Genomic DNA, 329 nt, shown 5'->3' with positions numbered 1-329 from the left:
GAAACGGATCTGGGCGCCGCTGCCGCCGGCGCGATACAGCGTTTGCAGCAGGAGCAAAAGGACGTGAAGACGGGGACAAAGAAAAAGAAAGCGGAATAGGAAAGCGGAAATAACCAGGAATGTGTCCGGCATTCATGAGAAGCCGGACACCTGGAAGAAGAACTACGCCGTGGCCGGCGCCCTCTCCAGCTTGGGCAGGAACGCCGCCAGCAAACCGATCAGCGGCAGGAACGCGCAGACCTGGTAGACGAAGAAGATGTCCGTCACGTCAGCCAGCTTGCCCAGCAGCGCGGCGCCGATGCCGCCCATGCCGAACGCGAAACCGAAGA

Annotated in this window: 1 pseudogene; it reads right to left on the bottom strand. The window is 60.8% G+C overall.

From position 1 onward, the window contains the following. Positions 1-162: 162 nt before the first annotated feature. Positions 163-329 (bottom strand): annotated as a pseudogene (locus HLUSI_RS32960) (MFS transporter); the annotation flags it as partial.

The organism is Herbaspirillum lusitanum P6-12 (assembly GCF_000256565.1).
GTDB classification, from domain to species: domain Bacteria; phylum Pseudomonadota; class Gammaproteobacteria; order Burkholderiales; family Burkholderiaceae_D; genus Herbaspirillum; species Herbaspirillum lusitanum.
The sequence above is the reverse complement of the archived record's forward strand: the minus strand, read 5'-3'. Positions and strand labels throughout refer to the sequence as shown.